Source organism: Alteromonas naphthalenivorans, from assembly GCF_000213655.1.
Taxonomy (GTDB): domain Bacteria; phylum Pseudomonadota; class Gammaproteobacteria; order Enterobacterales; family Alteromonadaceae; genus Alteromonas; species Alteromonas naphthalenivorans.
In genome coordinates this window covers 3,567,742-3,592,087 of sequence record NC_015554.1, presented here as the reverse complement: position 1 = coordinate 3,592,087, position 24,346 = coordinate 3,567,742, and the positions used below count along the sequence as shown (strand labels likewise).

Genomic DNA, 24,346 nt, shown 5'->3' with positions numbered 1-24,346 from the left:
AAGCGAATAGAGAAACAAAGAGGAAAGCATATAGGCCAACAGGCCAGTTGCTAAAAACAAAAAAGGGATGCGACTTAAGGTCGCATCCCTTTTTTTATTCTTGCTGCTTTGCTGCACTGGTTATTTACAAACGAGTTCCCAGCCTGCTTTGTGCTGTAACCAGCTTTCATTGGCCAATTCAGCGTTAATCAACGGGTGAGCTTTCAACCAGCCATCAGGGAAGGAGATTTCCCATTTATCACCCTCGCAGACTAAGTCTACATGGGGGATATGCTTATTTTGTCTTCGTAAACACAGCACCACAGAAATACGCAATAGCCTGAGTAAACCCAACAACATAGGTTGTGAGTCATCATGGTAATTGCTAAAAGCATCAGTGGGGATGGTTAAACGATGATGGGCAACAAGGTCGCGAATAGCCGCGCGCTGCAAGCGTGTGAAGCCAGGCAAGTCAATAAAAGACAGAATGTAAGCGCCATGCTCATGATGCTTTTTATACTCTATATGCAAGCCGGTTTCATGGAGAAGTGCCGCTGCACCTAAAATAGCTTCGGTATCAAGATGACAAATATTTTGCTGTGAACATAACTGCGAGCACAGCTGGGTTGCTACACTTTTAACTGAATTCGCTTGGGCTTTATCGATATGGTAACGCGCCATCGTCTGGTTTAGCGTTTGGTGGCGACGATCATTTTCCTGCATGTTATCTAACATGCCGTAAATAAGCCCTTCACGAAGTGCGCCACCAGAAATATTCATATTTTGAATAGCTAAGGCTTCAAATAAACTAATTAAAATGGCTAAGCCAGAAGGAAAAATAGCCTTGCGATTCTCTTCTAAACCTTCAATGTTAAGCTGGTTAATTTCACCACATTCAACACATTGTTTTTCTAAGTGATAAAGGTAATCAAGTCGTATTGAATCGCTAATGCCTTGTGCCACCAATATTTCAGTGATGGCCTGTGGTGTACCAGAGGCACCTAAGCAATTTTCCCAATCAAAACAAAGAAAGGCGTCCGCTTCGGGTAAAAGTAATGCTTTCGCCGCTTGCTTGGCTTTTTCGAAGTTTTCAGCAGTGATCTTTCCGCCATCAAAATAGCGTTCCATAAAGGTCACGCAGCCCATATCTAAACTTTTTAAGTGGATGGGTTGCATGTCGTTGCCAATAACAATTTCAGTACTGGCACCGCCTATATCTATCACTAAGCTATTACCCTGATTCGCAGAGGTATAGGCTACGCCAAGATAAATCTGGCGTGCTTCTTCCTCACCGCTTATCACGTTGAGCTTATGCTTGAGAATTTGCTCGGCTTTCCCAATAAACACTTGGGCATTAGTAGCAAGACGTAAGGTAGCGGTAGCCACTACCTTAATATTCGAGGGAGGAATATCTTGTAACCGTTCGGAAAAGGTTTGCAGGCACTGCCAACCACGCTCCATGCTCATTTCATCTAGTGCAAAGTCATCATCTAACCCTGCCGCTAAACGTACTTTCTGTTTCACCTTGCCAATGATTTGAACACTACCATTAACTACGTGAACAATGACCATGTGAAAGCTATTAGAGCCTAAGTCTACAGCGGCGTAATACTCGCCATAGCTTTCAGAGTCGTGTTGAAGTTCTGCCTGCATATTGTCTCGAATGTTAGTTACTGTTTCCGCGGTTAGACGGTTTACCTCTATTTCCACCGCTGTTGCCACGACCTTTACCGTTGCCGCGTCGAGACGAGTTTCTCGTGTTTGGTGTGCGTCTGCGTCTTGGTTTAGGCGCATTTATATCATCAAGCAAAGCACTCGCATCGTAATCAGTAACAGGAATAGCATGTTGAATATATTTTTCAATATCTGGCAAGTTCATCGCGTATTTTTCGCACGCAAAACTTATCGCTATTCCACTTTGACCAGCGCGACCGGTTCGACCAATTCGGTGAACATAGTCTTCTGCATCATCAGGTAAGTCGTAGTTAAACACATGGGTGACAGAATCAATATGTAAGCCACGTGCGGCAACATCCGTAGCCACTAAAATGTCTAGCTTACCTTTGGTAAAGTCTTCCAAAATACCCAAGCGTTTTTTCTGTGGTACATCGCCGCTTAACAAGCCCACACGGTGGCCATCGGCGGTAAGCCAGTCGGTCACGCGCTCACAGCTGTATTTGGTGTTAGCAAACACAATAGCTTTATCGGGCCATTCTTCTTCAAATAGCGAAAGAAGCAGCAGCATCTTGTCATCATCTGAAGGGTAGAATAGCTCTTGCGAGACCCTTGTCGCCGTCGTTTGCTCTGGCGCAACTTGAACGTGAGTTGGGTTGTTCATGTGCTCATAAGCGAGTTCTTGAACGCGATAACTAAGTGTAGCTGAAAACAGCATACTTAGACGTTCTGTAGCAGGCGGTAAGCGACGGAACAAAAAGCGGATATCTTTAATAAAGCCTAAATCGAACATGCGATCGGCTTCATCAAGTACGGCAACTTGAATATTATTCAAGGTAAACACGTTCTGTTTATAATAATCCAGAATGCGTCCTGTCGTACCAATAATGATATCTACCCCTTCTTCAAGGGTTTCACGTTGACTTTGGTAACCTTCGCCCCCATAAATTAATCCAAGCGACAAACCGGTATGCTCACTGAGCAGTTTGGCATCGTTGAAAATCTGAACGGCTAACTCTCTCGTTGGCGCCATTATGATGGCACGAGGTCCTTTTGAGTTGCTGTTCTCGTCATTATCTGCTTTGCTTAGCAGATAATGAAAAGTAGCTACCAAGAAGGCAATGGTTTTACCTGTACCCGTTTGAGCTTGTCCGGCAATATCTAAGCCTTCAAGCAACGGAGGCAGAGATAACGCCTGTATTGGTGTACAATTATTAAAATTTGCCGCCGTTAAGGCGTCAACAACCTTGCTATTAATCGGCAGGTCGGAAAAATGAGTATCAGTTAAGTGAGTAGGCATAGCTTATAGCTTATCAGTGCTTGCATTAAAAACGGTTTCTATATAACACTTATGGGTAGAGCTGAAACAAATCAGCGACCGACCAAAAATGGAGAAAAGAATGAGCGACAAAATTATCCAGTTATCTGACGATAAATTCGAAGCAGATGTTATCAATGCTGAAGGTCCTGTACTGGTTGACTTTTGGGCCGAATGGTGTGGCCCCTGTAAAATGATCGCGCCAATCTTAGAAGAAGTTGCGAACGAGTTTGAAGGCAAGTTAACAGTTGGCAAGTTGAATGTCGATGAAAATAACGAAACTCCACCTAAATATGGTATTCGTGGTATTCCTACATTACTACTTTTCAAAAATGGTAACGTGGCGGCAACGAAAGTAGGTGCGTTATCTAAAACTCAGCTAGCTGAGTTCTTAAACGAAAACCTTTAGTAAATTAGAGTCGTACAGAAAAAACCGGTGGCCGAGCTGCCGGTTTTTTATTTACCGATGAAAATAAGCAGTTACAACGCCTATAACAGTGTGAATACAAGTTATTTAACAATTGACGAGTAAAACGCTGGACGTTGATTAATTTTAGTGCTAACTTTTCCTTAGCGCTCACCCGAGCAGCATTCTGCTTAGCCTCTATTCAGGCATAATCAATTCAAAAATTAGAACAGAGTGACTACCAGTCCTGTAAGCAAACCCCAAGCACAAAGACCCACCAGTATGAATTTAACAGAATTAAAGAACAAACCGATTAGCGAATTAGTCGCCATGTCCGAAGAAATGGGCCTGGAAAATATGGCTCGCGCTAGAAAACAAGACATCATATTCTCGATACTGAAATCGCATGCGAAAGGCGGCGAAGATATTTTCGGTGACGGGGTTCTGGAAATTTTACAGGACGGTTTTGGTTTCTTGCGGTCAGCAGACTCTTCGTATTTAGCAGGGCCTGATGATATTTATGTATCACCAAGCCAAATTCGTCGATTTAACTTACGAACTGGCGACACTATCGCAGGAAAAATTCGTCCTCCGAAAGACAGTGAGCGTTATTTCGCATTACTTAAAATTCGTGAAGTAAACTTTGATAAACCAGAGAACTCACGAAACAAAATTTTATTTGAAAACCTTACACCTCTACACGCAAACGACCGCTTGCGTATGGAGCGTGGTAATGGCTCAACCGAAGATATCACGGCTCGTGTACTTGATTTAGCGTCACCAATCGGTAGAGGCCAGCGTGGTCTTATTGTTGCGCCGCCAAAAGCAGGTAAAACATTACTACTGCAAAATATTGCCCAGTCTATCGCAGCTAATCACCCAGAATGTGAATTGATGGTATTGCTTATCGATGAACGTCCAGAAGAAGTAACTGAAATGCATCGCCTTGTACAAGGTGAAGTGGTTGCTTCAACGTTCGATGAACCTGCAAGCCGTCACGTTCAGGTAGCTGAAATGGTTATCGAAAAAGCGAAGCGCTTAGTTGAGCACAAAAAAGATGTGGTTATCTTGCTTGATTCAATTACGCGTTTAGCACGTGCTTACAACACGGTTATCCCATCATCAGGTAAAGTACTTACCGGTGGTGTTGATGCCAATGCACTGCATAAGCCTAAGCGTTTCTTTGGTGCTGCACGTAACGTTGAAGAAGGCGGTAGCTTAACCATTATCGCAACAGCACTTATCGATACTGGCTCTAAAATGGATGAGGTTATCTATGAAGAGTTTAAAGGTACCGGTAACATGGAATTACACTTAAATCGTAAGATTGCTGAAAAGCGTGTATTCCCAGCTATCGACTTCAACCGTTCAGGTACTCGTCGCGAAGAGCTATTAACGTCACAAGAAGAACTGCAGAAAATGTGGATCTTACGTAAAATTGTGCACGAGATGTCAGAGATTGATGCCATAGAGTTCCTTATTAATAAGCTCGCTATGACTAAGACTAACGATGAGTTCTTCAACGCCATGAAGCGTCAAAAGAGCTAACCCGTTTTTATAGAAAAAGCGCCTAAGGGCGCTTTTTTTGTGTCCGAATTTCACACCCACTTAATCGAAGTAATTCTTATTATACTTCTGTCTAATGTTCACTGCCCATTAAATAAGTTATTTTTAAAAGCCACACCGCAATTGGTACTCGTGTTATTTAGCTACCAGATAGTTTATTCTGGCGTTTTACTCTACAACGGAATAGATGTTATGTATCGAAAGTTAATCTCGCTCGCAATGGCAAGTTTTGCCACTTTTGCCTTTGCACAAGTCGATGTTGATGCATTGGCTACGGAAGTAGAAGCAGACGTTATTGAATGGCGCCACCACTTTCACGAATTCCCTGAGCTTTCTAATCGCGAATTTAACACTGCAAAATACGTAGCAAACTACCTAACATCGCTAGGCCTAGAAGTTGAAACGGGTGTGGCCAGCACTGGCGTAGTTGCAATACTCGATAGCGGCAAACCAGGCCCTGTAGTTGCACTTCGTGCAGATATGGACGGCTTACCGGTTAAAGAACAGGGTGATTTGTCCTACCGTTCTACGCAAATGGGTGAATATAACGGCCAAGAAGTGCCTGTTATGCATGCATGTGGACACGATACGCACATGGCCATGCTAATGGGGGCGGCAAAAATACTGACCAGTATTAAAGGCGAATTTAAAGGTAAAGTGAAGTTTATCTTTCAACCTGCTGAAGAAGGCGCACCTGCTGGTGAAACCGGCGGTGCTGAAGTCATGGTTAAACAAGGGGTACTTAAAAACCCTGATGTAGACGTTATCTTCGGGTTACATATTAGTTCGAACACTGATGTAGGCACAGTGCGCTACAATTCTGGTGGCACCATGGCTGCGGTAGACCCGTTCAAAATTGTTATTCATGGTAAGCAAGCCCACGGCGCATACCCGTGGAAAAGTGTCGACCCAGTGGTCACTGCGGCGCAAATGATCATGTCTATTCAAACCATTGTTAGCCGTGAACTTAAGCTTATTGACGATGCAGCAGTGGTGTCTATTGGTTCAATTCATGGTGGAAACCGCTCTAACATTATTCCCAATGAAGTGGAGATGGTAGGCACCATTCGCACACTAAATAAAGCGGCCCGTGAACACATTTACGAATCGCTTCCACGTAAAGTGAACGCTATCGCCGAGAGCATGGGCGCAAAAGCCGAACTTACGCTTCCTTTAGATTACTACTACCCCATTACCTATAACGATCCCGCACTTACGCAAGCCATGGTGCCAACCATACAACGTACCGCAGGGGCTGAAAATGCCATCGTTTCAAAGCCGGTTACCGGTGCTGAAGACTTTTCCTTTTTCCAAGAAAAAGTACCAGGTTTGTACGTGTGGGTAGGTGGTAAGCCTCTAGATGTTTCCGAGCAAGATAGCCCTGCTCACCACACACCTGAATTTTACGTAGACGATTCGGGTATGAAGTTAGGCGTGAAACTACTGACTAACTTTACGTTAGATTACATGGCGCAACATTAATCATGGTGATGCCAGTGGGGGGCGTTGTTGTACGATAAACATCGGTGGTCGTTATCTCTGGTATTACACCTGTTACTTGTAGTGGTTGTAGGTATTGCATTAAATGCAGTGCCTCCGCCATTTGATAGCAGCGGTATCGCTGTATTCGGGGTAGGGGTTGGCGTATACGCCGCACTACGCTTCCCTCCTATAGTCGCAATCCCTATTGCGTTAATTATCTGCGTCCCCTTATGGCTAACTCACAGCAGTATTGTGGGTAAAGAAAGCCTGTCTTTACTGCCTATCGTAGTAAGTTTATTTGGATATAAAAAATCCCTGAGCCGAGTCATTAAAGTTGGTGCTGGTTTTTGGTCACTTATTTTCCTCCCCATTTTATTATTAGAGCACGCGCTTTACGAAGCCGACCAGCCAACGATGATGTTTTCTGGCGTGCTTGTTACTTGGGTAAGCGGCGTGTTTGGGCTTATCTCTGGGCATTTTGTTTTTCTTGCGAATAAAGGGCTTAAACACACTAATACAGGTTCAAAAGAAAAAGTTTCACTGCATTTCCTGTTCAGTTATTTCTTCTCAGGTTGTTTTTTTGCCGCCTCCATGGCGGTGGTGTATTTATCTGTGGCACTTTATCAAGACGATCAAGAAGCACAAATCATTCGCTACATGCAACAACGCGTTGCGGTATTAGAGCAACAGTTGTCCGATTTTATTGGGCAACACCAAAAAGCGATAGCTGTTGCCTCGCAGTCACTGTCTACGCCCTATGCAATTGAAAAATTAGAAGAGGCTAGCAACAATCAACTTTCAGTTTTAGCCGCGCACTATCCTGAATTCATCACTTTCTTAGTGGCTGATGAAAGTGGGAATATAACCCATTCCTACCCACCTGGGCTGCTAAATAAAGCACAGGCAGCTGGGGCTGCAAATGTGGCTTACCGGCCTTATTTTTCCCGGGCAATGGAAACAAGCGGGCCATACCTGTCTAATGTTTTTCAAGGCCAAGGGTTTGGAAACGATGCTATTGTTGCCATGTCTTCACCTATTATAAATGAGTATGGCGTGCCTATTGGTATCGTGGAGGGCTCATTATCTTTACGCAGCTTCTCTTCAGTAGATGCCCTTAATCTCGATGGGTTTTCGCTTTTGCTCGAAGATGCAAAAGGCGAGGTTATTTACGCATCATCAGAGCTAGGCTTAAAACCACTGAACAAAGCACCTTCGTATTTGTGCGAAGGTGAGTGTGATATAAAAATTGAAGACGGACCGCTTAACAAGCAGTGGTTGAGGCTGCAGGGGCAGCTGCCCACTGCAAATTGGCAGGTTAGCTATTATTACGATTATCGACGTTTGTTGTTGCTAATGAGTGAGTATTTGTTGACTGATTTATTGTTGCTACTTGTCTTGTCTGTATTTGGTACATTCATGGGCTCTGTGGTGGCACGAATGATTGAGTCTCCTATTCGCGGGCTTATACGTTATATTGCCAATTTTACGCCCTCAGAAGTGCGTAGAGAGCCTAACTTGGTGGGGAGTACGTTGCATATACAGGAACTCGCTTCACTTAATGACGAGTTCAGCAGCTTGGAAGGGCACCTAGTTGATGCATTTAAAGCCCTTGAATTTGCCCGCGTCAAAGAACAAACGTTGAACGTAGAGCTTGCTGAGTTCAACCATAGCTTAGAAAATAAGATAGAAGAGAAAACGCGACATTTAGCTAAGGCGCTTGAAGAAGCAAAAGCGGCAAGCGTGGCTAAAACCCAATTTTTAGCCAATATGAGCCATGAAATACGTACTCCAATGAACGGCATTATTGGATCGTGTGAATTAATGATGGAGTTACCCTTACCTGACGGGGCACGTCATAGAACGGAAACGATTTCGACTTCTGCCAGCTACCTATTAATGATCCTTGATAGCATCTTAGATTGGTCAAAAATTGAATCTGGTAAAATGTTGCTAGATAAGCGTAGTGTTTCCGTCGCGCAAACTATCGATGCATGTAGTGTGCTATATGAGCGAAGTGCTAGTAAGAAGGGCATTTCGATTAACGTTAATATTGATGAAAGTGTGCCAAAAGCGGTCATTACTGATGGTGGTAAGCTTAGTCAAATCATTAATAACCTGGTCAGTAATGCAATTAAGTTTACTCACCAAGGCACCATTTTGGTTGAGGCCAAATACAGACAAGGCGAGCTCTCTTGTTCGGTTATTGATTCGGGCATTGGCATATCTGCAAAAAAAATAGAGAGTATATTCGATCAATTTGAACAGGCAGATGCCACTATAACCCGTGATTATGGTGGAACTGGATTGGGCTTAGCCATCACAAAGGGCTTAGTGGAGCTACTTGGTGGCAGTATTTCAGTTGACAGCAATGAAGGCACGGGAACCACGTTTTGTTTTAGTTTTCCGTGTGAGAAAGGCGAAGCGCAAGAAGCTTCCTCCAATTTAAAAATACAGTCTTTACCAAGTACATTACGGGTATTGCTTGCTGAAGACAACGATGTAAATGCCGATATTGTAATGGATATGCTTGGCTCTGTTGGCGTTAAGCGCTTCAGGGCTAAAAACGGTATGGAAGCGATTGAAGCCGCAAAGCGTCATGCGTTTGATGTCATTTTGATGGATTACCAAATGCCCGTTATGGACGGGCTGACTGCCTCGAAACACATTCGGCAACAAGCTAAAAATAAAGACAAAGTAATCATTATCGCACTAACGGCAAATGCTTATGCAGATGATAAAGCGGCATGTTTAGCCGCGGGTATGAATGCACATTTAAGCAAGCCAATTAGGAAGCAGGTATTAATCGACAGTATTGCCCGTGAGCTTGCTCGCGTTTGAGGCTATCTTACCTTCATTGTTAACCGGTTTATTGCCTACGAAATACAATACAATGTAACCCAAGATTGCTGATACAACTGACCCGGCCAAAATACCTACTCGCTCATCAAAAATCTGATTAATACCGGTTTCTTCAAAAGCCAAACCACCAATAAATAAGCTCATGGTAAAGCCCACACCACACAGCAGGGCACAACCGTAAATATGTTTTAAGTTAAGGTCATCAGGCAAGGTCGCTAGCTTGAGTTTAATCATCAGATAACAAAAACCAAATACACCAACCTGCTTACCGAGTACTAGGCCTAAAAATATGCCAAAAGTAACGGGGTGGAAAATACCCTCGGGGCTAATATTACCGAAGCTTATTCCTGCATTAGCGAAAGCAAAAAGGGGTAAAATGGCGAAACTTACCGTGCTATTCAAGCTATGTTCTAAGCGCGTAACCGGTGAATAGGTTTCATCCCTACTGTCTCGCATAGGGATAAAAGCCGCTAATATCACACCTGCTAGCGTAGCATGCACCCCAGATTTGAGCATGGCTACCCACAATATAATACCTACCATCATATAGGCGGGAATATCCACTACATTTCGTCTGTTCATTTGCCACAACAGCAGTAAGCACGCCGCTGCCACTAACAGCGCCCCCATAGTGATGTGGTTAGTATAGAAAAGCGCAATTATCACAATAGCGCCAATATCATCAATAATGGCTAAGGTGACTAAGAAAATCTTAAGGCTAGTGGGTACTCGACTTCCTAATAACGCCAAAATACCCAATGCAAAGGCAATGTCGGTTGCCGCTGGAATTGCCCAACCGGCAATGGCCACAGGGTTATCCCAGTTAATGCCTACGTAAATCAGAGCAGGTAAAAGCATGCCACCAATCGCACCGGTGGCAGGTAAAACAATGTCTTTAGGATTTGATAACTCGCCTTCACATATTTCACGTTTTAACTCTAATCCAACATGAAAGAAGAAAACGGCCATAAAGCCGTCGTTAATCCATAACAATAAGGGTTTATCAATTGCCCACGTGCCCGCTGAAATTTGCACTGGAAGGCTAATTAATTGGTCGTATAGGTGATTAAGAGGGGAGTTAGCAATGATAAGTGCCAGTACAGTAGCAATCATCAGTAAAATGCCAGGCGCGGCTTCTCGATTGAGAAAATCTGATACTACAACCTGTACTTCTTTAATTGCGTCATCAATTACGTCTGTTTGATGTGCTTTCGACATTATCGATACCTCTGTTTACCTTAGCCTTATGAAGGCCGACAACCAGCCAAGTGAAAAAGGTAGTCATAAAGAATACCAAGTGGCACTGGAAGGATTAACTATTTGTAATTATATAGGGGTTTTACGAAAATGAAGGCCTTGCCAGATCACTTACGGCTAATATGTGGGATTTGTTGGCGATTTAGGCTACAATCGCGGGCTTTTCCGGTTATCCAATTTACCTATCTCAGAGGATTTCTAGATGGCAAAAGTCGCAATAGTTATGGGCTCAACCTCAGACTGGCCCACCATGCAACAAGCAGCAAAAATGCTGAAGTCGTTTGGTGTTGAATTCGACGCAAAAGTGGTGTCAGCACACAGAACGCCAAACTTGTTGGTTGAATTTGCCGAAGGGGCAGCAGATGAAGGCTTTAGTGCCATTATTGCTGGCGCAGGTGGTGCAGCACACTTACCGGGAATGATTGCTGCGCACACGCACTTGCCAGTATTCGGTTGTCCAGTAAAGTCTAAAGCATTAAGTGGTCTTGATTCCCTGTTATCAATTGTACAAATGCCCAAAGGCGTTGCGGTTGGCACATTAGCCATCGGCGAAGCGGGTGCAGCCAATGCAGGTTTGCTAGCAGCGCAAGTGGTGGCATTGCAAGATACGAATGTGCGCGATGCGGTTATTGCCTTTCGAAAGCAGCAGACTGAAACAGTATTGGCTTCTAGCAATACTTTGGAGCTTGACGAATGAGAGTAGTCGTTTACGGTGCAGGCCAATTGGCGCAAATGATGTATTTGGCGGGCAGTCCGCTTGGCATTGAAGTGCAGGCTGTCGACGTAAACAACGATACTGTCGTGCACCCTGTAAGTAAAAGCCCTTTAGATACTTCCTTAGATCAAGCCTTAGAAGGTGCTGATGCACTCACGGTTGAATTTGAGCACGTGCCAGAGCACCTGCTTGAAGAAGCTACTAAAACGGGTAAGTTAATGCCCAGCATTGAAAGCATTTTAGTCGGTGCCGATAGAGTGCGAGAGAAAGCATTGCTTGAGGGCATGAAGGTCGCTAACAGTGCGCACCGCATTGTTACTCACCTAGAACAGCTTGATGAATGCATTGAAACGCTTGGTGAAAAACTCATTCTAAAATCCAGTCGTGATGGCTACGATGGTTACGGTCAATGGCGATTAGCCAATAAAGAAGAGTTGCCTGAACTTAAACGGGCTTTAGCTACCTTAAATTTAGAGAAAGTGCCTCTTGTGGTAGAGAAGATGGTGCCTTTTGAACGTGAGCTTTCATTAATTGGGGTACGCAATAAGCAGGGTGATGTACGCACTTACCCGCTTGCTGAAAACTTACATTATCAAGGCCAACTTCATGTGTCGGTTGCCCCTGCTACCCACGTGGACGATGCACTTCAAGCCAAAGCGCACGATATTTTCGTGAAACTGGCTGAAGGCATGGACTATGTCGGCGTGTTAGCGGTGGAATTATTTCAGTGTGGTGATGAACTCTTGGTTAATGAACTTGCGCCAAGAGTGCATAATTCTGGTCATTGGAGTCAATCGGGAGCAGTAACCAGTCAATTTGAAAATCATCTTCGTGCCATTTGTGGTTTACCTTTGGGTGACACATCGGCTATTGGCCCAAGCGCAATGATTAATATTATTGGCTGCAGCAGTTTCTCAAGAGAACTTTTGAGTATTGATGGCAGTCATCTGCACTGGTATGGAAAGTCGGTGCGCGAAAAACGCAAGATGGGTCATATTAATGTGACTACTGACAGCTACACAAAATTGGGCGAAAAATTACACGATTTGAGTCAATATTTGCCATTAGAGTACTTTCCGAAACTGATTGGCGAGGCAAAACGTTTAAAAGGTTGACAACCTTTTAATTGTGGCTATTATACGCATCCGCTGTTAACCCAGCGGGTGTGAAAAGTGTGCCGACTTAGCTCAGTTGGTAGAGCAACTGACTTGTAATCAGTAGGTCGCCAGTTCGATTCCGGCAGTCGGCACCATTCTCTCACAGTAGGGTCTTTCACGTTATGGTCTTTCACATTAAGGCCTTCATACAATGTTTTGACCTAGCGTTTTCTAGGTTAGCTTCGTTGTTATAGTTTTCCCTTTCGGGATACATCTCCAGATTTTCTATATTCTCTTCTTTATTGAATAAACCTACCGTACACTAGCAGCCAACTTTTTTTGGAAGCAGCGGTATGACACCTATTACTCATTCTTTACCCTTTAAGTTACTCGCCCTGTTTATGTTTGCGCTGTCGGCGTGCAGTGTTCAAGCAACGCACCCTATTTCTATTAGTGACGGTTACGCCCGCGCTACGTTTCCAATGGCACAATCTGCAGCACTTTATTTCACTTTGCATAATCAAAGCGAAACACCGACTAAAATAACGGGCGTTACGGTCAGCAGTGATATTGCCAGCGACGCGCAAATTCATACCACCGAAATGAATGATGACATGATGCGTATGCGAGAAGTAAAAGAAGGAATAGTCATAGCGCCAAATGACTCGCTTTCTTTTGCGCCTGGCGGGTATCACGTGATGTTGTTGGGATTAGAAAAAGGACTGGTTGAAGGAAGCAGTGTGTCATTGACCTTGTCTTTTGATTCCGCCGCTGACTACACCGTTGAATTACCGGTTAAAGGAATGGGTAAAGATGCAGGCCATCAGCATCATCACTGAAGTGAATCGTCAAAGTAGATGTGTACAATCGTTAAAATTATAATCCAAATCAATATTCTTAGAGTATCATTAAGGTAACATTTGAATGGTATTTCCAATTCTAAATTAGTGAATTAGTTGCTAACCCAAGGAGAGATATATGAGCAAGATTGATATCGGCATTTCAGAAGAAGATCGTAATGCAGTGGCTGAAGGCCTTAAAAAACTATTAGCAGATTCTTACACGCTTTACCTACAAACCCATAACTTCCATTGGAATGTAGAAGGTCCACAATTTAGACAACTACATTTGATGTTCGAAGAGCAATACACAGAGCTTGCAGAAGCCGTAGATGAAATTGCTGAACGTATTCGTACACTGGGTGTTTCAGCGCCAGGTACTTACAAATCATTCGCGGAATTAAGTGCAATTGATGAAGTGGAAGGTGTACCTGAAGCATCAGAAATGGTGGCGTTACTTACCCATGGTCATGAGCAAGTGGTTAAAACATCACGTGATTCACTTAAGTTAGCGCAAGACGCAGATGATGAATCTTCTGCTGCATTGATTGGCGACCGTATGCGCGTTCACGAAAAGTCTGCTTGGATGCTTCGCGCAATGTTGGCAAAATAAGCCGGAATATACTTCACGGCGGATAAATTATGACACGCACTATGATAAACGTGCTGTCTGTTTGTACATTAACGCTGGCTGGGGCAACTCAGCCAGCGTTTTCGCAACAAGCAGATGCTAAAACACCAACAGATGAAAACCTTGTCGTTACTGAATTAGCACAAGGATTAGTTCACCCTTGGGGGATGACCTTCCTCCCTAACGGCGACATGCTGATTACCGAGCGAGAGGGGGGTATTAGGCGCCTAAGTCAATCCGGTGAACTATCGCCGCGCTTATCAAATGTGCCTGAGGTAGAAGCGAATAATCAAGGCGGTATGTTAGATATTGCTATCGACCCTGAGTTTGAAGCTAATAACACGGTTTACTTTTGTTTTAGCCAGCCGGGTGAAGGCGGAAGCAGCAGTAGCGTTGCCAAAGCAACACTAAGTGGTAACGCGCTGGCAAATGTAGAAACTATCTTTAGTGCCGCGCCACTTATTGATAATGGCTTTCATTTTGGTTGTCGCTTAGCGTTTGATGCGAACAAGCAATTGTTTATCACCTTGGGCGACCGTTATAAATATATGAAGGAAGCGCAAAATACCGATAACCATTTCGGTACTATTGTGCGAATTAACCGCGATGGCAGTGTGCCTAGCGATAACCCTTTTACTGACGGTAAAGCGCCTGAAATTTATAGTTACGGCCATCGAAATGTTCAAGGCATTACCATTCACCCAGAAACGGGTGAAGTATGGGCAATGGAACACGGGCCAAAGGGCGGTGATGAAGTTAACTTGCTGTCGAAAGGTGCAAACTACGGTTGGCCCGTCATTACCTATGGTATTGATTACAGCGGCGACATTATCAGTGATAAAACGCATATGGATGGCATGGAACAACCAGTACTTTACTGGGACCCTTCTATTGCACCAAGCGGTATGACCTTCTACCAAGGTGACTTGTTTCCACAGTGGAACGGAGATTTGTTAGTAGGCTCGTTAAAGTTCACTCACTTACGACGTATCGAGATGGATGGCGGTAAGCCTGGTGAGCAGCATGAATATGTGCGTGATAACCAAGCCCGTATTCGTGATGTAGAAGTTGGACCTAACGGCGCTATCTATTTACTAACCGATGCCACCAACGGCAAAGTGTTAAAGCTTACCCCTGCTAAGTAAATGAGTGGCGTAGCCTTATTTCTGCCGTGTTGAAAACGGCTAGATACTGAGACTAAAATTTCAAAAGCCAGCGTACTGGGTGTCACTTCACTGTGTGCGTCTGGCTTTTTTGTTTCTTGTACCGATTAGATGATAGGGTTTTACAGTTGCTAAGCGCTAAGACTTACTTTACCTATTAGAATGTCTTTAAACATCACCCAGTCTCCCAGCAGGCTATAAAGCGGGTGGCGAAAAGTCGCAGGCCTATTTTTCTCATAAAAGAAATGCCCCACCCACGCAAAGCCGTAGCCTACTACTGGGATCAGCCATAACAATGCGAAGTTACTCGTAATTAAGCTGCTGGCGATGACACCTAACACTAACCAAGAACCAATAAAGTGTAATTTTCTACAGGTTAAATTGGCATGTTCTGCAAGGTAATAAGGATAGAACTCGCTAAAAGATTGAAATTGAGTTTGAACGTTTGACTCGGTAGCCATGACGTAGCCCTCCAGTGAGTATCGTTATGCGTGAGTTAACAACAAATTAACACGCCAGCCAAGGTAAGTATGTCGTGAATACGACATTGTTGCCGATTTTTTGTAGCGGTTGTTTTTTGCTATCAGTTACCCCATATTCATTGTCAGAAAATAAATGTTTTAAAAGGCCCACGTTATGGACAATCTTGTTGCGAACAATGCGGCAACTATCGTTGATATTACTGTTGAGAATTTTCAGCAAGTTATCTTAGAAGCATCACAAGAAAAGCTAGTGCTTATTGATTTTTGGGCAGACTGGTGTGAGCCATGTAAAGATTTACTGCCTATCTTAGAAAAGATAGCAGGAGAGTATGCCGAACACCTTATTCTTGCCAAAGTAGACTGCGAAACGCAGCAGGAAGTTGCAGGCCAATTTGGTATCCGTAGTTTGCCGACCGTGATGGTCGTGCAAAACGGTCAACCTGTAGATGGCTTTGCGGGTGTGCAACCCGAAGCGCAAATTCGTGAGATGCTAGCTAAGTACCTACCTAATCCAGAAGATGATTTTCTTGCGGCGGCAGGACAAGCTATTCAACGGGGCGATTATGTAGAAGGCTTATCGAATGCGAAACAAGTTTTAGAGATGAGCCCTGACAACATCAATGCCAAGTATATGGTTATTGATTGCTACATTGAGACAGGGTCGATAACACAGGCCAAAGCCATGTTGGACGAGATTAAGTTAGTCGATCAAGATGCGCGTTATAATACCCTTAACGGTAAAATAGAACTTGCTGAACAGGCAGCAGATACACCTGAAATTCGCCAATTGCAGGCGTCGGTAGCGGCTAATCCAGATGACTTACAACTTAAAGTGGATTTGGCTGTGCAGTTACACCAAGCTAATAAATCGGAAGAGGCGTTATCCTTGTTGCTAAGCGTACTTAAAAAAGAGCTAGGCTTTGGGGATGCACGTAAAATAATGCTGGATATGATTAATGCATTAACCGACGGTGATGCGCTCAAATCTGAATATAGACGCAAGGTCTACAGCTTGCTTTATTAACATTGAATGTAAGGGCGCTTATGTGCCCTTACGTTTTGGCTATAGGTGAAAAGCCTTCTTTGTCTAGCCAATTAAGCGCTGAGAAATAGTGCTGGAAGTAGTTTCTTTCATAACCTTGAAGATTAAAGTCTCTTTCTTTGGCAGGGTGGGTATATTCTAGCTGCGCGCGCTTTACCATGCCGGTGTCTAACACATAGGCAGAGCGTCGTAGCCCTTTAGTAATGCTATATTTAATAGCGTCAATGACGACTTGTTGTGTATCTGGTGTAGACAATACCCATCTGCGGCCATCTAGAATAGCGCCCCATGGTTTATCTTCGAACCTGTCCACTAGGTCATGCATTTCTTCAGAAAAGGCTTCAGCGGTTTTTAAATTCCACGCGCCCGTAGCAAACACTTCCAATACATTCCCAGAGATATCTAACGCATAATTTCCATATTTGGGAAAACGCATGAATTTGTTTCCGTGTGATTAAGTGCAATACTTTACATATAGCAGATGATAGATTTTTTGCACTATTTTGCGTTAGAAAAAGTGAAAAATTTCAGTAGGTTGAATATTAAACACTCGAATAACCATTAGGTTAGCAAAATAAGGTATTTATGTGTGCCGTATTCTCTGATGAGTGATTACTATGCTTACGTAATTACCTTAAGCGCCGCTAGCTGCTAGTACGCTTTATGGTATGTTACAGGGTTTAGGTGACAATAATTTAAATAAAACAATGAGGTATATAATGGACTGGCTTTGGCCCGCGCTAGCAATAGTGCTTATTGTAGAGGGAATTGGCCCTTTGTTATTTCCTACGCGCTGGCGCTTATATTTATTGCAAATAAGTCAGATGCCGACCAATCAATTACGCCAAACCGGCGGTGTTTTAGTTGTCATCGGTGTGGTTTGCCTTTTTTACTTGTCTTAATAGGCTTGAATGAGTAACTAAAAATAGTTCGAATATACAGATGGTTAGCGAGGTTCAGACTGAAAAAGTCCATAAATCTGCAATAACTGGCGTATTTTTGCGCATAAAACAGATGATAAAGGGTATGAATTTTTGATAGAATCCCCGCCTAATTTTCTTACACAATATGATTCATGGCAAAGAACGTTGTGGTACTCGGCACTCAATGGGGTGACGAGGGTAAAGGCAAAGTAGTAGACCTACTTACTGATCGAGCAAAATATGTGGTTCGCTATCAAGGCGGTCACAATGCAGGTCATACTCTAGTAATCGACGGTGAAAAAACCGTTCTTCACTTAATCCCATCAGGCATTCTGCGTGACAACGTTACCTGCATTATTGGTAACGGCGTAGTACTCAGCCCAGACGCACTTATGACTGAAATGACTATGCTTGAAGAGCGTGGTGTTCCAGTTCGTGAGCGTTTGAAAATCAGTGAAGCATGCCCGCTTATTCTTCCTTATCACATTGCTTTAGACGTAGCGCGTGAGAAAGCTCGTGGTGCTAAAGCAATTGGTACTACTGGGCGTGGTATTGGTCCAGCATACGAAGATAAAGTGGCTCGCCGTGGTTTACGCGTGGGCGATTTATTCAATGCAGAAGACTTTGCAGCTAAGCTCAAAGAAGTACTTGATGTACACAACTTCACATTGACTAAATATTACGGTGAAGAAGCGGTCGATTTTGATGAAACCTTAAAAGGTGCCATGGCCGTTGCTGACATCCTTAAAGCGATGGTGGTTGATGTTACCGACGAACTAGATAAAGCCCATAAAGCGGGTTTGCCAATCATGTTCGAAGGTGCGCAAGGTACATTACTTGATATCGACCACGGTACATATCCTTATGTAACGTCTTCTAATACTACTGTTGGCGGCGTAGCTACCGGCGCTGGTTTTGGTCCGTTAAAGTTAGATTATGTACTGGGTATTGTTAAGGCTTACACCACACGTGTAGGTTCTGGCCCATTCCCTACCGAGCTTGATTGCGAAGTGGGTAATCATTTAGGTGTTAAAGGTCATGAGTTCGGCGCGACTACCGGTCGTAAACGCCGTACTGGTTGGTTCGATGCCGTGGCAATGAAACGTGCCGTACAAATCAACTCGATTACCGGTTTCTGCTTAACGAAGTTAGACGTGCTTGATGGCCTTGAAACTTTACAAATCTGTATCGGTTATAAAGATGCAGACGGTAAGGTAAAAGATGTGCCTCCAATGGCGGCTGACGGTTACGATAAAGTCACCCCAGTGTATGAAGAAATGCCAGGTTGGAGCGACAACACGTACGGTGTTACTACGTTTGCGGGCTTACCACAAGCTGCAAAAAATTATATTCAGCGCCTAGAGCACCTTACCGGTGTTCCTGTAGATATTGTTTCTACCGGCCCTGATCGTAACGAGACGATTGTTTTACGTAACCCATACGACGCGTAAACTAACCCCGCCTGGTTAGGCACTTTAAAAGCCCGGTACTTTTTTAAGTTCCGGGCTTTTTTGTGTAGGCAGTAAACTGATAATGAGGTAATAATTAAACATTAGTTAACAAAATAATTGTGTTGTGTTTTATCGCCCTCATTACTATAAGATGAATAACAGCTTATTCGATTGCCCCTGAACCTGAATTTAAATCCCAGCAGGTCAACAGTCTTCATATGTAGGTGGAATGTATTATGTCTAGTCAACCAACGCTTCACGCCGTAGAACCCAGCATTTGCTTTCTTGATACGGTGGCCTCGCTTCAAACTAGTTTTAAATCTGGCAAAACCCGCTCACTAGAATGGCGTAAGAGCCAATTAGAGGCGCTAAAGCGCCTGCTGATTGAAAATGAGAAAGATATTCTACATGCACTTCATCAAGATTTAGGCAAAAGTGAAAGTGAAGCCTACGTGGCTGAACATGGCTTTTTGCTATCGGATATTAAGCATACCCTAAAGCATTTAAATAAATGGATGCAGCCTCGTAAGGTATCCACCCCACTTATTGCGTGGCCGGGTAAAAGCTTTCAGCAACCAGAGCCCTTGGGCACAGTGCTTATCATAGGCGCATGGAACTACCCCCTTCAGTTGTTGCTAGCGCCTTACATAGCAGCACTAGCAGCGGGTAATTGCGCGGTCTTAAAGCCGTCCGAGCTGGCCGTTGAAACCTCAACGATTGTGGCAAAACTCATCCCCCAGTACATGGATACTTCATGTGTAGAAGTGATTGAGGGCGGGAAGGAAGAATCGTCGGCGTTACTTGCGTGTAAATGGGATCATATTTTCTACACTGGCGGCGAAGCGGTTGGCAAAATTGTCATGTCTGCAGCCGCTAGGCATCTAACCCCTGTTACGCTGGAACTTGGCGGTAAAAGCCCCTGTATTGTTGATAGCAGCACCAACTTGAAAATTACCGCGCGTCGAATCGTTTGGGGTAAGTGGATGAATGCAGGGCAAACCTGTATTGCGCCTGACTACGTGCTAGTAGTGAAAGGTTTTGAACAAAAGCTAATAGACGCCATTAAGAAAGAGCTTAAATCCCAGTTCGGTAAAAATCCTTTTTCGTCAAAAGACTATGGCAATATCATCAATACTCGCCACTTGCATCGCCTGCAAGGGTACTTAGATGGGGTTAACGTAGTTTATGGTGGCGATATCAACGAAGCGCGACCTGCGATGACACCCACCTTGGTGCTCGACCCCGCGAAAGACAGCGCAATCATGCAAGAAGAGATATTCGGACCTATTTTACCCATAGTGCCCGTCGCCTCTATCGACGAAGCTATCGGGTTTATCAACGATAGGCCAAAACCACTAGCGCTGTATGCGTTCAGTGATGACGATAAAGCACTTAATAATATCATTGAAAAAACCAGCTCGGGCAGTGTGTGTACCAACGACACGATGATTTTCATGACTAACCCAGAGCTTCCTTTTGGCGGCGTGGGTAATAGCGGCATGGGCAGTTATCACGGCCAAGCTGGGTTTGATACCTTTAGCCATGTTAAGACCGTAATGAAGCGGGCCTTCGCTTTAGATGCTCCCGTACGTTATGCGCCATTTTCTAAATTCAAACTATCGTTATTGAAGAAATTCTTATAGGACGTGACCATGGCGCAGCCGTTTCATCTAGCAATACCCGTCAGTAACCTTGCCAATGCAGAGGCCTTTTATGGCGAACTATTAGGCTGTGAAAAAGGGCGTAGTGATAGCCAATGGATTAATTGGAATTTCTTCGGTCATCAGTTGGTCACCCATTGCGTTGAGAAAATGCCTTCACCCCCTTCCCATAATGGGGTAGATAGCCATGCTGTACCAGTTCCGCATTTTGGCGTGGTGCTCGAAATGTCTCAATGGCAGGCATTGGCTGACAAAGTAAGTGCCGCCGATATAGAGTTTGTTATTGAGCCGTATATTCGGTTTAAAGACCAGCCAGGAGAACAAGCCACTATGTTCTTTATGGACTATTGCGGTAATGCGCTGGAGTTCAAAGCATTTGCCGCTATCGAACAGTTATTTGCGACTGATTAGCCTGTATTGAGCCGTGAGCGCTTTCATAGGTGAAAGCGCTACAACAACAGCATGATTTAGCGTGCAGACACTATACTTTTACCGCGACCACTTGCTTCAGAAGCGGCCTCTACACCTTGTGAGGTGCGCTTAATTAAATGCACATCTCCAAAGCGGCGGGCATCTATGGTGTAGCCCATGTCAGTTAATTCAGCCAATGTTGACTCGTCAAACCCCGGGTGAACACGAATAGTATCTTTAGGCAGTAATTGGTGGTGAAAGCGGGGAGCGTTAGCAGATTTTTTGGCATCAAAATCAAACAATAATGCGTTTAATAACGACTGTGCTACCGACGAAATAATGGTTGTGCCACCAGGCGAGCCGGTTGCTAAAACCACATCACCGCCTTGTGTTACTAGGGTAGGTGTCATTGAAGATAGCATGCGCTTATAAGGCGAAATGGCATTCGCTTCACCGCCAACAGCACCAAAGAAATTAGGCACGCCAGGCTTAGCACTAAAATCATCCATCTCATCATTAAGCAAGAACCCTGCACCCGTTACTACCACGCCGCTACCAAAGGTAAGGTTAATGGTGGTGGTGTTAGCAATAGCATTGCCCCATTTATCCATAATAGAAAAGTGGGTGGTATCTTCACTTTCTTTCAAGCCAGGTTTAACACTTGGCGTGTCTGAAATACTATTGGGTTGAATAAGCGCAGCGCGGGCTTTGATATAATCAGGAGCAACAAGCTTAGCTACAGGGACTTCAACAAAGTCAGGATCGCCTAAGTATTCTGCTCTATCTGCAAATACACGTTTACCAATTTCAGACATAACATGCAGGTATTCCGCGCTGTTATGATCTGGCAGTGTATGATTGCTTCCATAGCTTTCAAGCATACCAATCCACTGGGCTACCGCCACGCCGCCTGAACTTGGTGGTGGTGCTGTAACTAGTGTGAACCCTTGCCAATTCAGTTCAAGAGGTTTACGCCATACGGCTTTATAAGCCGCAAGGTCGGTGTGGTTAATTAGCCCACCGTTTTCTTGCATAAAGGAAACAATTTTCTCAGCAACCTCGCCTTGGTAAAACCCATCTTGGCCATGCTGTTGAATCGCCTTTAACGTAGTGGCTAATTCAGGTTGCTTGAATATTGTATTGGCTTTAGCTTGTTCAAAGTAACTAGCAAAGTTGCTGTTTAATCCTTGTTCGCGGGTACGAGCTAAATATCGAGTGATGTTGCTAGCAAGTTTTTCAGGCACTAAAAAGCCATTTTCAGCAAGTTCAACCGCAGGTGCTACTAAGCGACTCCACGGCAAACTGCCGTATTTCTGATGGGCAGCCCACATACCGGCAACCGTGCCTGGAATACCTGCTGCTTTCGCGCCAAAAAGTGATTCGTAAGGTTTCACATCCCCCTCGTCATCCAAGTACATATCTCGGTGTGCATCAGACGGTGCCATTTCACGGTAATCAAGAAAGTCAGTGATGCCTTCAAACGCAATGGTCATAAAGCCTCCGCCGCCCACATTACCTGCTTCAGGTAAAGTCACTGCCAGCACAAACTGCGCCGTAATGGCAGCATCTACCGCATTACCGCCGTCTTCTAAAACAGCATATGCGGCGTCGGCACTAAAAGTATCGGGCATCGCGACGGCTTGCTGTTGAGTTTGCGTTACTTCAACGCCTGTTTGACTACATGCTGTCAGAAATACAAATGAGAATAGAAAAAACGTTTTCTTCAACACTGCCTAACTCCTTAAAATTGAGAAACTTAAATAAAACTTATTATCAGAATTGTGAAAAATAGACCTAGCGCAAGCTTGTCGTAATTCACGCTAGCCAATCATAATAATGCTAGCAATAAGATAACCCACCAAGGTCAACCCGCCCGCCACAAGCGCGTAAGGAAACTGGGTTTTTACATGGGTTAATACATCACAGCCTGCGGCTAATGACGACACGGCCGTGGTATCGGAAATAGGCGAACAATGGTCACCAAAAATTCCGCCACCTAGAATGGCTGCAACAACCAAAGAAGGGGGTAATCCAAGGGTTTGAATTAATGGCACTCCGATGGGAATAAGAATCGCGAAGGTGCCCCATGATGTGCCGGTGGTAAAGGACATCACCGCCCCTGCAATAAACAACATAGGCACGATGAAAACAAGGGGAAGGTATTCACCTACCACGCCTGCCACAAATACACCTGTGCCTAAGTCTTTTAAGCTATTGCCCAAGGTAAGAGAAAGCAAAACAATGGTGACCAGTGGTAGTAATTCGCCCATACCTTTAAAGCCAATCTCTACGGCTTCTTTGTGAGTGAATCGTTTGTGCCAAAGTAAAAGGCCATAAGCGATAGCGGTGGCAAGTGCCGTGGCATAAAGCACAGATTTACTGCCGCTACCTTCAGACAAGGTGCCGTTACCAGTCCAAAACATAAAGCCCACCATGCTGAATACCATCGTTAGCAATGGCACTAACATATAACGCGCTTTAGTGGCGGTTTCAGTTTGTTGCGGAATGTCTGTCTTCGATAGGGTTTTCTCTTCCACTGCCAATGGGCCGTGCACTTTGTCTGCGGCTATGGTGTAAGCCACAATTAGCAAGGTAAAAATAGCGTAGAAGTTAAAGAACACGCTGCCCCATAATATTGAGGCTGAAGATGCTGGTAGCTCGTAAGTGTCGAGCAAGCTTAATATGAACGCTCCCCAACCATTAAGTAAAATGAGTATGCATACTGGTGCGCTGGTGGAATCGATAATATAAGCTAAGCGAGCGCGGCTCATGCCGAAGCGGTCAAATAAACCTCGAGCAAAGATCCCCGCCGTTAACACACTCAAATTCGATTCAATGAATACTGCGATACCGGTAAACATAGTCAGGCTGCCAACCTGTTTCTTATTCTTGGCTACCCCTTTACCAACTAAGTAGTTAACCGTAGCCGTTACTCCGCCAGAGTCGCGAATAAATGCTAATAGCGCGCCTACTAATACAGAAAATAGAATGACTCGGGTATTACCTGGGCTGGAAGCGGTATCGACTACGCGTTCTATAGCATTTATTGGAGCAAGAAAGCTGGTGGCGGGGCTTGCAGTTAACAAAATAAGTGCTTCAGAGCACAGCACCGCTAATAGCAATGCCAAGATAACTTCTTTTTTCCAGAATACGACAATGATCGCAACCAATGGGGGGATAATTGATACCCAATCCATACTACTTTCCATACTTTATTATTGTGAAATACTGCCATTCGCTTAAAGAGCGAATATCTGAGCTTGTACGTTGATACTAAATCGAAACGTCGATGTTCGAGAATGTGAAACCATCGACTTGCTAGTAAACTGCACATCTATTAGCCATTCATATTCATTACTATGAGCAATAGCGACTAGCGTACCGCAGAGC

The 24,346-nt window shown here is 44.2% G+C and carries 21 protein-coding genes and 1 tRNA gene; 15 read left to right on the top strand and 7 right to left on the bottom strand.

Annotated elements, in window-relative coordinates:
- Positions 1 to 120: 120 nt before the first annotated feature.
- Both AMBT_RS15640 and rhlB read right to left on the bottom strand, forming a co-directional pair.
- A complete protein-coding gene (locus AMBT_RS15640) occupies positions 121 to 1,632 on the bottom strand; it encodes a Ppx/GppA phosphatase family protein (RefSeq protein ID WP_041452596.1) in 1,512 nt (503 codons plus the stop codon).
- A 13-nt stretch (positions 1,633 to 1,645) separates the two neighbouring features.
- Positions 1,646 to 2,953 (bottom strand): ATP-dependent RNA helicase RhlB, encoded by a 1,308-nt coding sequence (rhlB, locus tag AMBT_RS15635; protein WP_013785607.1) that lies wholly within the window; start codon positions 2,951 to 2,953, stop codon positions 1,646 to 1,648.
- Between the two features lie 100 nt (positions 2,954 to 3,053).
- Here rhlB and trxA (AMBT_RS15630) point away from each other — a divergent pair, with 100 nt between their 5' ends.
- The 4 genes from trxA (AMBT_RS15630) to AMBT_RS15615 all read left to right on the top strand — a co-directional run bounded on the left by trxA (AMBT_RS15630) (position 3,054) and on the right by AMBT_RS15615 (position 9,263).
- Positions 3,054 to 3,380: a thioredoxin TrxA gene (gene trxA, locus AMBT_RS15630; RefSeq protein WP_013785606.1), complete on the top strand. Its 327-nt coding sequence runs from the start codon at positions 3,054 to 3,056 to the stop codon at positions 3,378 to 3,380.
- A gap of 279 nt (positions 3,381 to 3,659) precedes the next feature.
- The gene (gene rho, locus AMBT_RS15625) at positions 3,660 to 4,925 is read left to right on the top strand and encodes a transcription termination factor Rho (protein WP_013785605.1); all 1,266 of its coding nucleotides are present in this window, start codon (positions 3,660 to 3,662) and stop codon (positions 4,923 to 4,925) included.
- 210 nt (positions 4,926 to 5,135) lie between these two features.
- Complete coding sequence (locus AMBT_RS15620; protein ID WP_013785604.1) at positions 5,136 to 6,425, top strand: amidohydrolase; 1,290 nt, start codon at positions 5,136 to 5,138, stop codon at positions 6,423 to 6,425.
- A 24-nt stretch (positions 6,426 to 6,449) separates the two neighbouring features.
- Positions 6,450 to 9,263: a hybrid sensor histidine kinase/response regulator gene (locus tag AMBT_RS15615; RefSeq protein ID WP_148259115.1), complete on the top strand. Its 2,814-nt coding sequence runs from the start codon at positions 6,450 to 6,452 to the stop codon at positions 9,261 to 9,263.
- Here the strand turns inward: AMBT_RS15615 and nhaA are convergent.
- Positions 9,225 to 10,502 carry a Na+/H+ antiporter NhaA gene (nhaA, locus tag AMBT_RS15610; protein WP_013785602.1) on the bottom strand — a complete coding sequence of 426 codons (1,278 nt, stop codon included), beginning with the start codon at positions 10,500 to 10,502 and terminating at the stop codon, positions 9,225 to 9,227. The two genes, AMBT_RS15615 and nhaA, sit on opposite strands and share 39 nt — an antisense overlap.
- Positions 10,503 to 10,743: 241 nt before the next feature.
- Between nhaA and purE the strand changes: the two genes are divergently transcribed.
- The 6 genes from purE (at position 10,744) to AMBT_RS15580 (ending at position 14,968) form a co-directional block, all read left to right on the top strand.
- Positions 10,744 to 11,238 carry a 5-(carboxyamino)imidazole ribonucleotide mutase gene (gene purE, locus AMBT_RS15605; protein WP_013785601.1) on the top strand — a complete coding sequence of 165 codons (495 nt, stop codon included), beginning with the start codon at positions 10,744 to 10,746 and terminating at the stop codon, positions 11,236 to 11,238.
- On the top strand, positions 11,235 to 12,371 hold the full coding sequence (locus AMBT_RS15600) for a 5-(carboxyamino)imidazole ribonucleotide synthase (protein WP_013785600.1): 1,137 nt from the start codon (positions 11,235 to 11,237) through the stop codon (positions 12,369 to 12,371). Before purE ends, AMBT_RS15600 begins: the two co-directional genes overlap by 4 nt.
- A gap of 61 nt (positions 12,372 to 12,432) precedes the next feature.
- Positions 12,433 to 12,508: transfer RNA gene (locus AMBT_RS15595), tRNA-Thr, on the top strand.
- A 198-nt stretch (positions 12,509 to 12,706) separates the two neighbouring features.
- Positions 12,707 to 13,192, top strand: coding sequence for a copper chaperone PCu(A)C (locus AMBT_RS15590; RefSeq protein ID WP_013785599.1), 486 nt, complete (start codon positions 12,707 to 12,709; stop codon positions 13,190 to 13,192).
- A 139-nt stretch (positions 13,193 to 13,331) separates the two neighbouring features.
- Entirely contained in the window at positions 13,332 to 13,805 is a 474-nt protein-coding gene (locus AMBT_RS15585; RefSeq protein WP_013785598.1) for a Dps family protein, read from the top strand.
- A gap of 29 nt (positions 13,806 to 13,834) precedes the next feature.
- Entirely contained in the window at positions 13,835 to 14,968 is a 1,134-nt protein-coding gene (locus tag AMBT_RS15580; RefSeq protein WP_013785597.1) for a PQQ-dependent sugar dehydrogenase, read from the top strand.
- A gap of 149 nt (positions 14,969 to 15,117) precedes the next feature.
- Here the strand turns inward: AMBT_RS15580 and AMBT_RS15575 are convergent, their stop codons facing one another.
- Positions 15,118 to 15,447: an Mpo1-like protein gene (locus tag AMBT_RS15575; protein ID WP_013785596.1), complete on the bottom strand. Its 330-nt coding sequence runs from the start codon at positions 15,445 to 15,447 to the stop codon at positions 15,118 to 15,120.
- A gap of 175 nt (positions 15,448 to 15,622) precedes the next feature.
- Between AMBT_RS15575 and trxA (AMBT_RS15570) the strand changes: the two genes are divergently transcribed.
- A complete protein-coding gene (gene trxA / locus AMBT_RS15570; RefSeq protein WP_013785595.1) occupies positions 15,623 to 16,492 on the top strand; it encodes a thioredoxin in 870 nt (289 codons plus the stop codon).
- A gap of 28 nt (positions 16,493 to 16,520) precedes the next feature.
- Here the strand turns inward: trxA (AMBT_RS15570) and AMBT_RS15565 are convergent, their stop codons facing one another.
- Positions 16,521 to 16,946: a hypothetical protein gene (locus tag AMBT_RS15565; RefSeq protein ID WP_013785594.1), complete on the bottom strand. Its 426-nt coding sequence runs from the start codon at positions 16,944 to 16,946 to the stop codon at positions 16,521 to 16,523.
- A gap of 283 nt (positions 16,947 to 17,229) precedes the next feature.
- Between AMBT_RS15565 and AMBT_RS15560 the strand changes: the two genes are divergently transcribed.
- The 4 genes from AMBT_RS15560 to AMBT_RS15545 all read left to right on the top strand — a co-directional run bounded on the left by AMBT_RS15560 (position 17,230) and on the right by AMBT_RS15545 (position 20,956).
- Positions 17,230 to 17,412, top strand: a complete 183-nt coding sequence (locus AMBT_RS15560; protein WP_013785593.1) for a DUF2065 domain-containing protein — start codon at positions 17,230 to 17,232, stop codon at positions 17,410 to 17,412.
- A gap of 173 nt (positions 17,413 to 17,585) precedes the next feature.
- Entirely contained in the window at positions 17,586 to 18,884 is a 1,299-nt protein-coding gene (locus AMBT_RS15555) for an adenylosuccinate synthase (protein WP_013785592.1), read from the top strand.
- Positions 18,885 to 19,120: 236 nt separating this feature from the next.
- The gene (locus tag AMBT_RS15550) at positions 19,121 to 20,527 is read left to right on the top strand and encodes an aldehyde dehydrogenase family protein (protein WP_013785591.1); all 1,407 of its coding nucleotides are present in this window, start codon (positions 19,121 to 19,123) and stop codon (positions 20,525 to 20,527) included.
- A gap of 9 nt (positions 20,528 to 20,536) precedes the next feature.
- Positions 20,537 to 20,956 carry a VOC family protein gene (locus AMBT_RS15545; protein ID WP_013785590.1) on the top strand — a complete coding sequence of 140 codons (420 nt, stop codon included), beginning with the start codon at positions 20,537 to 20,539 and terminating at the stop codon, positions 20,954 to 20,956.
- A 56-nt stretch (positions 20,957 to 21,012) separates the two neighbouring features.
- On the opposite strand, the gene ggt is transcribed toward AMBT_RS15545, so the two are convergent.
- Both ggt and AMBT_RS15535 read right to left on the bottom strand, forming a co-directional pair.
- On the bottom strand, positions 21,013 to 22,647 hold the full coding sequence (gene ggt / locus AMBT_RS15540; protein WP_232363232.1) for a gamma-glutamyltransferase: 1,635 nt from the start codon (positions 22,645 to 22,647) through the stop codon (positions 21,013 to 21,015).
- A gap of 129 nt (positions 22,648 to 22,776) precedes the next feature.
- Positions 22,777 to 24,153, bottom strand: coding sequence for a Na+/H+ antiporter NhaC family protein (locus tag AMBT_RS15535; RefSeq protein WP_013785588.1), 1,377 nt, complete (start codon positions 24,151 to 24,153; stop codon positions 22,777 to 22,779).
- Positions 24,154 to 24,346 lie beyond the last annotated feature (193 nt).